At 36.9% G+C, this 10,323-nt stretch carries 15 protein-coding genes (1 of these 15 cut by a window edge); all 15 read right to left on the reverse strand.

What is annotated here, in order from left to right; genetic code table 11:
• Positions 1–57: 57 nt before the first annotated feature.
• Positions 58–609, reverse strand: a complete 552-nt coding sequence (locus tag LEP1GSC199_RS02155) for a PIN domain-containing protein (protein ID WP_002976646.1) — start codon at positions 607–609, stop codon at positions 58–60.
• 1 nt (position 610) lies between these two features.
• The gene (locus tag LEP1GSC199_RS02160) at positions 611–961 is read right to left on the reverse strand and encodes an STAS-like domain-containing protein (protein WP_002976714.1); all 351 of its coding nucleotides are present in this window, start codon (positions 959–961) and stop codon (positions 611–613) included.
• Between the two features lie 10 nt (positions 962–971).
• Entirely contained in the window at positions 972–1,847 is an 876-nt protein-coding gene (locus tag LEP1GSC199_RS02165; RefSeq protein ID WP_002976720.1) for an ATP-binding protein, read from the reverse strand.
• Between the two features lie 110 nt (positions 1,848–1,957).
• Entirely contained in the window at positions 1,958–2,680 is a 723-nt protein-coding gene (locus tag LEP1GSC199_RS02170; protein WP_002976651.1) for an ImmA/IrrE family metallo-endopeptidase, read from the reverse strand.
• Complete coding sequence (locus LEP1GSC199_RS02175) at positions 2,667–3,212, reverse strand: hypothetical protein (protein WP_002976631.1); 546 nt, start codon at positions 3,210–3,212, stop codon at positions 2,667–2,669. The genes LEP1GSC199_RS02170 and LEP1GSC199_RS02175 overlap by 14 nt, the downstream gene beginning before the upstream one ends.
• Positions 3,213–3,214: 2 nt before the next feature.
• Positions 3,215–3,616 (reverse strand): hypothetical protein, encoded by a 402-nt coding sequence (locus LEP1GSC199_RS02180; RefSeq protein ID WP_002976645.1) that lies wholly within the window; start codon positions 3,614–3,616, stop codon positions 3,215–3,217.
• A 64-nt stretch (positions 3,617–3,680) separates the two neighbouring features.
• Positions 3,681–4,166, reverse strand: coding sequence for a dual specificity protein phosphatase family protein (locus LEP1GSC199_RS02185; RefSeq protein ID WP_002976625.1), 486 nt, complete (start codon positions 4,164–4,166; stop codon positions 3,681–3,683).
• A 114-nt stretch (positions 4,167–4,280) separates the two neighbouring features.
• Positions 4,281–5,444 carry a restriction endonuclease subunit S gene (locus LEP1GSC199_RS02190; RefSeq protein ID WP_002976709.1) on the reverse strand — a complete coding sequence of 388 codons (1,164 nt, stop codon included), beginning with the start codon at positions 5,442–5,444 and terminating at the stop codon, positions 4,281–4,283.
• On the reverse strand, positions 5,441–5,614 hold the full coding sequence (locus tag LEP1GSC199_RS21210; protein ID WP_002976700.1) for a hypothetical protein: 174 nt from the start codon (positions 5,612–5,614) through the stop codon (positions 5,441–5,443). The genes LEP1GSC199_RS02190 and LEP1GSC199_RS21210 overlap by 4 nt, the downstream gene beginning before the upstream one ends.
• Positions 5,607–5,849 carry a hypothetical protein gene (locus LEP1GSC199_RS02195; protein WP_002976672.1) on the reverse strand — a complete coding sequence of 81 codons (243 nt, stop codon included), beginning with the start codon at positions 5,847–5,849 and terminating at the stop codon, positions 5,607–5,609. The genes LEP1GSC199_RS21210 and LEP1GSC199_RS02195 overlap by 8 nt, the downstream gene beginning before the upstream one ends.
• Positions 5,850–5,976: 127 nt before the next feature.
• The gene (locus LEP1GSC199_RS20465) at positions 5,977–6,765 is read right to left on the reverse strand and encodes a hypothetical protein (RefSeq protein WP_002976704.1); all 789 of its coding nucleotides are present in this window, start codon (positions 6,763–6,765) and stop codon (positions 5,977–5,979) included.
• A 30-nt stretch (positions 6,766–6,795) separates the two neighbouring features.
• Positions 6,796–7,527, reverse strand: a complete 732-nt coding sequence (locus LEP1GSC199_RS20470) for a helix-turn-helix domain-containing protein (protein ID WP_051999722.1) — start codon at positions 7,525–7,527, stop codon at positions 6,796–6,798.
• 126 nt (positions 7,528–7,653) lie between these two features.
• A complete protein-coding gene (locus tag LEP1GSC199_RS02210; RefSeq protein WP_002976668.1) occupies positions 7,654–8,490 on the reverse strand; it encodes a hypothetical protein in 837 nt (278 codons plus the stop codon).
• Position 8,491: 1 nt separating this feature from the next.
• Positions 8,492–9,376: a DUF488 domain-containing protein gene (locus LEP1GSC199_RS02215; RefSeq protein WP_002976684.1), complete on the reverse strand. Its 885-nt coding sequence runs from the start codon at positions 9,374–9,376 to the stop codon at positions 8,492–8,494.
• Positions 9,377–9,464: 88 nt separating this feature from the next.
• Positions 9,465–10,323 carry the 3' portion of a type I restriction-modification system subunit M gene (locus LEP1GSC199_RS02220; protein ID WP_002976618.1) on the reverse strand. It continues 692 nt past the right edge of the window, so the window shows 859 of its 1,551 coding nt (coding positions 693–1,551); its start codon lies beyond the right edge, outside the window; its stop codon occupies positions 9,465–9,467.

Consider the following 10,323-nt stretch of genomic DNA (forward strand, 5'->3'; position numbering starts at 1 on the left):
GTATTATATACCTGAAGATTTAATCCTGTTTCTTTTCAATGCAATAATGGATTTAGGTCATAGTTTATTGTTGAGTAATTTTTTGTTAGCCGTTAGTAGAGGAATTCTAGAATTAAAAAAATCTCCATCATTGGTTAATAATACTGCATTATTGGATTCACATAGATCAACAATAACTCTATCTGAATAATCTAACAACCCTCCTGAAAGTAATTTATTTATATCTGGCTTGAAATAAGACTTCCCAACTACATCAAAATTCTTCAAAATTTTATCTTTTAAAACTGTAGAAATATCCTTTTCAATTTGCTGACCTTCTTCCGAATTTCGAAAATTTTTGAATTCACTTGGATTTACATAAAGATGCTCTCGTTCTGCAAATTTATCGAATTCAAGGCGAAAGGCTCGATTATAAATTTCAGAAATTATCGTATTATCAACGATCAGGGGATTTTTTTGTCGAATCAATGACGAAAGTATCGATGAATATTCTTTCTCCTGTGAGTTTGAACCAGTCGGCCAAAATATATAAATTAAAACATTTGCATCAAAAAAAATATTCCTTCCAACTAACGTGGATATATCGGACTTTGAATAAATTTCCGGCAATTCATTCCCCTAAAACTTCGCGTAAGGAACGCTCCATTCGATCTGGGTCTTTATAATAAATTTTTGCAGTATCGACAACACGTTTTAATAGCCCTAAATCTTCTTGGGACATGCCTTCTACTTTCAAACTAGTTTTAATTGTTTCTTCTGAGAAATCTCGGTATAATTGTCCGATCGCAGTGTTTAAAAAAGCAGACGTAATAAGTTCGATTCCTTCGAAAGAAAGGGTTACGGCATTTTTCTCATCTCTAAAGGATTTTGAGATGAGTAGGAATAGCTTCTGCCCGTCCTCAGCATCTACACAATAAAGACTAGGGACTAATTCTTTTATAGGGATTGTTGGAATCACCATTTTCATTCTCCTAGAATATATCGGTCACTTTTAGCTCTTCCAAAAGGGAGTAAGACGTTGGATCGTCTGTCTGGAATCTCATATTAATGGTAGTTCCTGGAAAAGGACAAGAAATTTCTTCGAAAATATCGATTCCATTTTCGAATTCGTAAAAACCAGAATCACTGACAATATTGATTTTTCCGCCATTTTTTTCGGTAAATTCCCGCAATATTGCGAAACCTAGCCCCCCTGTAATATTGTCCTTTGTGGAATGCCCTGACTGAATCGCCCACTCGATTGCTTTGGTTGCGGAAACATCGCGATGAAAGAACTTACAAACATTTTCTTTGATCCCGATACCTATATCAGTAATCGAAAATTCAATGGTATTTTTATTTGGAAAAAATTGACCACAAGTTATAATTTCTTCCGATTTACTGTGGGTCTTAGCATTTTGAAAAATTTCAAATATAGATTCTGTCATTTTCTTTTTTAATAGTTCGGAAAGTTTTGGTAACTCTGGCCTTCGAAGTAACTCTGACTGGATATAGGTTAAAAATTCGTCCCCTTGGTTAGGTTTTAATTCTAAAAATTGAATTGTCGTTTGATTTTGATCAGTTATTTTTTCATAACCGTATTTACTTAAAAATTTATTTTTGCATAAAATCTTTTGAATGTCAGGCTTTAAATAATCAAATTCGAAGCGATGACCATTTAAAGCCAATTTATTCATCACACTTCCTAAAGGTGAGCACATATTGGCACCAAACCAAGTATCGATGGAGAGAAAAATTTTTAAGTGATGCTTATCTTTAAACTGATTGTAAAATTCGGCAATTTGTATATAACCATCGTAAGATGTTCTTACATTGTTGAATTCGAAGTCTGATTCCAGCATACTCATATTATTTTATTCCAAATTTCTCTTCACGATTCAAAATAAAACTTCAACTTTTTCAAGATGAACGTACAGAAGCCTTGTGAATAAAAACATAAATGGTTGTGGATTAATTTTTATGTCTCATTGATTCCAAAAAAAGAAAATACCCCACCGACAGATTTGATCTCTGGTGATAACTCCGCTAAAATTTGTTTTGCATTTTTTCCAAAGCCACCTCTCATATCCGCTGCTCTTTTTCGAAGCTGATTGAATTCTCTAAAAGTGATTCGGGTTCCTGAACTATTTTTTCTTTTTACTAGCTTTTGAACTGTTGATTGGGCTCCACCATCGCCTTTGGTTCGTGCCTGGATAGATTCCCACAATTCATCCGAGAACCCGCAAACTGCTACCTGATTCCCAAACCTACTATTCAAATAATCGAGTCGTGTAAGTGCGGCATCTAACGGCAATTCCATTTCTTTTGCCAATCGATTTAAATCAGTTGGATATCTTTTTTCTGTATTTCGCCAGTTTTCCTCTTCATCTAGAAGAATGAGTCCTTCCAAATCAGCATTTCTTTCCTCAACGGGGTTATTGAATCCAGGCAAATCATATTGAAATGGAGAGAACAAAGCCCTTTGAATACCCCGAAAATGATGTCCTAGCTCGTGAGCGAGCACCCAGACTTGGTTTTCCAAAGTCAAGGCAGAGGAAATTCCAATGGCCGAGCCAAGTTCTGTCGTAACGTATAGACCTTTCCATGAAATTAGTCTCTCAACGTCCAAAAAATTAACGATTACATCTTCTTTTTCTGCGATAGAAAGAAGCCTTCCTAGTCTTACTTCATTTCTTTTCAATGGACTCTCCCATGTCCCAAGAGAAGTTAGGAACTGCCTGTTTTATTTTTTTAAGAAAAATATTTTTCATTAAAATATCTGCAATGGGGCGTAATTCTAGTGGTTTGCTATCTGCTTTTGCCGCGGCTTGCAACTTCGTCATTTCTTCGTTAACTGCTACAATCGTAGGAAGAAGTTTATGAAGACCATCACCTATAAGTAAGCTCGCGACTTGACCGGTAGAAATAGAAACTCCCAATTGTTGAAATGTATGAGATACTACTTCCAAATCTTTCCATTCATTTACAGTAAGCGGAACTTTTTTACGTAAGGTTTCTTCTAGGCGGCCTGGCCGACCTCCCGTAGATTTAATCCCCTTAACAGCAGAATGTAATATACCAGCAAACGTAATCGGTTCTAAATGATCTACTTTAAGTTCTTGAGAAAATTGAGCACCTACTCCTTTTGAAAAATCTTCCTGAGAAAGTTTTTTCGCTGTAGAAGTTTGTCTAATTTTTACGGCCTTTTTTGAGTCATTTACTTTGATTTTCATACTCACACCCCTTGATCATATTCCGTAATTTTATAAAATACCCCATCGAATTGACAGGCTACTTCACCTTGGTTTGCTTCCCTTCCGAGCCTATGTAGAAATTTTTTAAGATTTTTTATATTTTTTGCTAAGCTTTCACCATCAACATAAGAATATAGAATGATCGTATCTTCCCATATGATTTCTCCTGTTGGGGATTTCCAACCACCCTTAGAGGGGGGATTGATTGTAACTCCTCCTCCAATTGCAGAAAGAAGAACACCTGCTTCCTTTACCCACATTTCCTGGTCAAAGGAGTTTTTGCCATACCTATCGACACTCGGTATGTATAGAGTCAAAATTTGAGGAGAGCCTTCCGAGCTTGCCCCCAATTCTGAAACTAAATCCAGCTCAATTTCATCCATATCTATACAATCGAACTTTTGGGCCCAAAAGTCAAGCCTTAAACTTTTGTTATCTTTTCGAAAACTAGCAATAATTCTGCCAATTTGCCAGCAGAAACCCCCGAACTCCAGATCTTGGATTGTAAGAAGGATAGACATTTCGATATTCCAATTCTGCGATTTCCAAACTTTGGTTTGAAATTAAATTCTTAGATGCTAAATACAATAGACCCAAAGCAGGAGATCGGCTCTCTCCTTGATTACAATGAACCAAACATTTCTGCTCAGCAGACAATGCTTGGTCTATAAATAGCAGAGCAGCATCAATGATTGTTTTTGGAATGTAATTAGGATCTGCCGCATCGACTAAATTCAGAAAGAGCCGATTCCCTCTTTTTGCAATAAGATACTCTGGATGATTTTTTGGCGCTCCTTTACTAGAGTAACCTAACAGGTTTCGATGGTACGGTTCCTTGCAGGCATGGACAATATGCCAGTCTGGTAGAAATCTTACTTGGTTTTCATAATCAGATTCGTTTCCTATAAAGAGATTGTGATAGATTTGGATCATATGAATATCACCTCAATCTTACTCAAAAATGTCCAACCCGACAAGAAAAATATTTAACAGTGGTCAGTTTAGAGCTCGAATAGGTTTAAGACTTTGTGAATTCAAGTATGCTCTTCAAATGTCGCGGTTTATATCCACCTTCACTTCCCCACTCATCAACTTCGGCAATAGAGTATCGCGGAGCTTTTCCAAAGAACGGATTTGGAAACAGTTTTCTATAATTCTATCGTTCAAAGGCTTTAATCTCAAATCAATCTCTTCTGATTCTAAAGTCGATGGAATTTGTGTCTTTATGCCCCACAGATCTTCCTTTCCTATGGATCCAAAAACAGTTCCAGTATCATTGAAGCCTGCGATTTCTAACATATGGTATCGTATTTTATAATATGTGTAACTATATAAGTCAGATTTAATTTTATATCTTAAGGATGCAACACCGCGACCAATACAGCATTCTTCATTCGCCATATTTTGTGCTCCGACCGGAGCCCTTACGCTGATTAGTGTATCGTATTTTTCCGCAAACCTTTTCGGGTCGGTTGTAAATACTCTATTCTTGGGAAAACGGAATTCAAAATCAGCATTTCCTTGGTACATTGGAATACCTACTCCGTCTTCATTATAGCTTTCGCCTGGAGGAGATTGACCCATTGTAATTATGAATTCATCCCCCAACTTCCCCTCCTCCCAACTCTCCTCCGCTTCCTCCACAAACCACTGCCGAAAGAGTGCCTCTGCCATCGCTTCCAAGGTTTTATTCTGCCGGTGTAAAAGATCAATTTTCTCATCTAACGCCGACAAAACGCCTGCAATATCTTTTTGTTCGGCGATAGTGGGAAGGAGGATGGGGATTTCACGAAGCCCTTTTAAGGGAACATTAATAATAGTTGTCCCAGTTGCAATTTCTAATAGTGTTGATTGAAATTCCTTACTTAACATTTTATAATAAATGAAAAAATTATCAATATCGCTAGAAATATTTATATAGCAGGCACTTTTTCCAAGAACACATTTTTCTCCATTATAGAATGCTAGATTTCCAATAGTTCCATTAATTCCTAAAAGAATAGTTCTATTCGACAATGGTTTTTTATGTTTTTGATATTCAGCTTCTGTAACTTTCTTGGTTTCGTTTTTAATTGAAATCTTGCCATTTAACAAGTTATTCCCATTTATAAAATAATATTCTCCATCATCACTATATGCTGGAGTTCCATGTAAACCATCTCCGATTTTGTCCGCGATATCCCCTAACTTAAATTCCTTCCATTCACTCATGCGGACTCCTCGCCTTTTTCTATTGTTTCCTTTCGATTTCTCTTCCAGTTTTGAATCATCTCTTCCAACTGCAGACCAGATTTCAGATCGATGCGGTCTTCGAGTTTGGTGAGGGCGTAGAAGGAGAGGGAGGTGGATTCGGAATGAATCTCTTGCGTTGCATCATTCATTTCTATTTACCCTCGCAAGAACAACAGCAGAAATCTTCGGGGATTCGTTTCCTTCTGGAATCTGGTATTCGCCATCAAAATACATATTATCAGGCCTGTGAACTAACTCGATGATTTCTGGCTTATAAAAGCAGTCGTAACCCGATTCATAGCCCGAAACAAAAATCGGAAGATCTTCAGGAAAAGTTTTTAGCATTTGAATGAGCTCTTTTACGGTCACTGGGTTGTTTTTCATTTTTTATACACTGCGCACTTTACGTATCTATTTGAACATTTCTTCCGATTGCAAAACCGATTTTCGATAGATTCGATCTTCGAGTTTGGTCAGGGTGTAAAAGAAGAGAGCGGTTTCAAAGATCATATTATACTCCTTTCTCAACTAACAAAGATTTTGGCAATTCCTCGAATGTTTCAAACCAATTTTTGATCAGTTTGGCGATCCTTGGATCATCTTCTAAATATGATTTATAAAGGATCATCCTTCCATCATCGGTGAGTGAATCAGTATTCGATTCTAGTCGTATATGGGAAGAAACCCCTATCCACCAGCTAACACCACCGTATAGAAATTTATAAGCATAATGACCATCCTGAGTTTTGACTCGAATTGGATTGATCATCAGGTCAATCATAACCTCACCTGTTCTATCTCGAAAAAGAACAGATCCAAAAATCGGATAGTCAGTTTCCTTACCAGGATTTTTAGTTAAGATCATTTCTCTTAGGATTTTCTCATGTTTCTCACCCAAGTTTACTTTCTCAAATATGGGATTTTTTGAATGATGAGCTCGCCAAAGTATGGATAGATGATAGAGCTTGAATTTAGTATAATTTAGATTTTGGCGTACAAAGTAAGGATCTTCGGATCCATTTAAAGAGCGGATATTTATATTTTCTTTCCAAAATTGATGGATCGGTTGTTCATACGTTGTATTTAAAAATCCCTCACATTCAGTACATAACATGGGTTCTTTGATTCCCTTTTGATAAATCTCAACACCCAGTTTTTGATCCATCTTCGGTTGGATGAATTTATGTTTGTGATACAAAGATTGGAACCAAAATTCAGGAATAATATGCGATTCACAGAGTAGTTTCTCTTCTAAGCAAAGATTGCAATTTCTTATCTTTGATTCTTTCCTTGATTTCATTTTGAATTTTTCTCTGGAGATAGAGATTTTCTAATTTTCCTCTAACACCTTAGCGAGTCCAAATCCCGCGATAGCGGAAAGGAGAGCCGAAGTAGCATTGGAAGACTTTGATTCCTGCAATTCACGCGAGACTTGAGTCAGTCGCATGTGAAGTTGTTGGGCAACAGATTGTAAATTTTGATATTGATTTTTTAATGTTAGGTGCTGGCTTTGCAAAGTTTGCGTTTGTGAAATTTGATTATTTCGTTCTCCAAGAAGCGTTGCAACTTGATTTCGAAGCACTCCAATTTCCTCATGTGTAGCTAAAGAATTTTGAAGTTGACCTTTTAATAATGCGTTCTCTTTTTCTAATTGATCCAATCTACTGATCATTTGCACAAGCTGGTCTTTCAAAGAAACATTTTCGGCTCTCATTCCCTCGTGTTGAACTTGCAGCGAATGAAGGTCGTTTTCTCTAGTCTCTAATCGCCTCTGTAAAGCAAATAGATCAGAAATTTCTACCCAACCATGCCAAACTTCCATGAATTCTGTGTCCTGGAGCAATTCCAGAGTCGTAACCTGCAATACCTTTGCCAATTCTCGTGCATGTTCTGGTTTCAGCACTCGTTCGCCACTAAGTATACGAGAGAGTGCTGCAGGACTCATATTTGCCCTTTCTGCTAGCTCGGTTTGACTAACACCAATCTTTTCCCGTAACTTGGCAATTTTCAAAGCAAATGCGCCAGGTTCCAGGTTTTCTTTTTTGTCATCGATCTCTTTCATATTGTCAAAAATCTCTTTTTCTGAATAAAGAGTCAAGTGACAAAATGAATCATTATAATGTATTTTTGCAATTAATAAAGAGCCAGATCGGAAGAACAGTGGATAAGAAGTGTAAAAAGTCCATAGTTAAGTTCCAAATAATCCAGGTTGTTTGATAGGATTCGGTCGAAAATCACCAATGATCACAAAGGGATTTTTAGAAAGATAGTGGTGTTTTAATGTAGTTCCTAAGATGAAATAGTAATCCTTTGTTTTTGCAAAGTCTTCAAAGTATTTCTTTTGAACATCCTGGCAGGCTTTACTCGTATCCCCTTCGTGTTTTTTGAGAGAATTCCAATAGAGCATTCCAGTTTCCCAGTCTTCAATCATGAGATTGGATTCTTTACCTGTTTCGTCTTGAAACTTAAATTTAAACTTATAGGGAACCTTATCTACAACTTCAAATTCAGTAATATCATCCAAATCATTGGTTTCAAACAGCGAGCCTTGGCTGTGCTCAGACTCTAGAGCTTTGATTTTTTTCGGATCCCAAAAGGATTCCGTTTTTTCATAAGTAAAATCTAATATTTTTGTTGGTTTGAAAACGGCAAGGGACGTGCATTTTTCTCTATCTTTTGCATCTTCTATAAGTTGGGACATATTGGTATAAACATTTTTTAAAACAAAACTTCTTCTTTCGTGCCAAGTATCTTTGTCAGAGTCAATGTGACCAACTGTTTCAATTTGATTTGGGTCTAAGGGACGGAAGGATTCAGGTCGAAAGTCTTTGGAATTTTTAGTGAGTTCGAGTTCAATCCAATCGTATTTTGAATATCTTTTGTTAAAATCAATCTTCCGAAAAGGAATCGGATAGATTCGTATCCATTCACCCTCTTCCGTAATTCCCGCTGTGCAAACGGTTTCTCCATACTTTGTCGAGATCGCGGGATAAGTTTTTACTAAAATTAGAACCTTTTTTTTCATTCTATAAATGAATTACAGAAGTTGGTTCTTTTATTGCATCTAACAAAGCATTTGCTGTATGACTTCTATGACAACATTCCGAATCTGCCTCAAAGCACGTGAGCGCAATTCTCGCGTTTTCTTCATAGATTTTATTTAAGGATCTTAGATCTGATTGATTTTCACGGAGGGTGGTTTTTTGGTATTCTAGAAAAAGCTTTTGGTAATCAGACTTAGAATTCAGTTCCTGTCTTTTACTAGAGACAATCCCGAGTCCCGGAAAATGTATATATTGGATGCCTACGGACTCAACTACCCCTTTCAATTGTTTTTTGGAAAATCCATACTTCATACTCAATGGATTTTTTCGGACATCACAAAGCACATGAACGGAATTTCGAATCAATTCTGTTACATATTTCTCAATCGATTTTCCTTCATAACCAATGGTAAAGATTGCTCTTGTGTTTGATTTCGGTTTCTCTTTATCAACGTTTGCCAATTCATTAATAGATAGAATGTCCTTCGCAATTTCGCTGTGGATGGCATAAAACGGATAATGAGTATATACATACCGAATCAAATCTTTGCCAGTTAACATTCGGAATTCCTGATGAAAGGATACCAAATCCTTTCGGTCAGCAGCCTTTAACGTCGTAAAAAAATGATCGGATTTACTTAGCTCCCATCCCAAGGGAGTCTCTTGAACAAGTTCGTATTTTTTTAAAGTTCCAAGGTCTTGTGTGGCCTGTGCCGAATAACAACCAAATCGATAGGGATAAAAATCATACGCAGGATTAGATTGTTTTTGAGAAAACAAAAATAGATACTTTTGAAGGTCCGTTTTCGACAACCGACCACCAAATTTTTCTAATATGGCGAGTAATACTTTCCTTCGATAATACATTGTCGATTTTCTGGGTAAAAGGAAAGCGAAAGTAACCTTATTTTTTCCTTAGTTTACTTTAAGCCTCTTTCCTAAACTAACGCAATCCTTAATTTACCTTCACCTTTGCCAAATTTTCTAGAATCAAAGCATTCAACCTTGCCTCTTCCACCAATTGTGCCTCAAATTCAGACTTAAGGCTTGTAAACCGTTCCTTAAAATCAAAATCATCTTCTTCATCAGGTAAACCCACATACCGACCAGGTGTCAGCACATAATCCAATTCCCGCACGCGGTCGAGAGTTGCTACATTGCAAAATCCCTTGATATCTTCATATTTAGTTTTAAGTTTTTTCCATTCGTGATAGGTGCCCGCAATTTTCTGAATGTCTTCTGGTCGCAGTTCCTTCGTTCGCCGATTGATGAGAACTCCTTCATTGCGAGCATCGATGAATAAAATTTCATTCATCCTGTTTCGATACCCGCCACCAGATTTACTCCGAGAAAGGAACCAAAGACTCGCAGGAATTTGTGTATTGAGAAATAACTTAGCAGGTAAATTCACAACACAATCCACAAGCCCTGCTTCAATGAGTGATTTGCGAATCTCACCTTCTCCTGATGTCTTAGAAGTGAGAGATCCTTTTGCTAAAACAAAACCAGCTGTTCCCGTAGGACTTAAATGATATAAAAAATGTTGGATCCATGCAAAGTTGGCATTTCCTGAGGGAGGCGTCCCAAACTTCCATCGACCATCCGTACGTAATAAGTCACCCGACCAGTCACTTACGTTAAACGGAGGATTAGCGATGATAAAATCAGCTTTTAAATCTTTATGAGCATCATTTAAAAATGACCCTTCATTATTCCATTTCACTTGTGTACTATCTATCCCACGAATCGCAAGATTCATCTTCGCCAATCGCCAAGTTGTCTGGTTACTTTCTTGGCCATAAATAGAAATATCG

It is taken from the genome of Leptospira vanthielii serovar Holland str. Waz Holland = ATCC 700522, from assembly GCF_000332455.1.
Classification (GTDB): Bacteria; Spirochaetota; Leptospiria; order Leptospirales; family Leptospiraceae; genus Leptospira_A; species Leptospira_A vanthielii.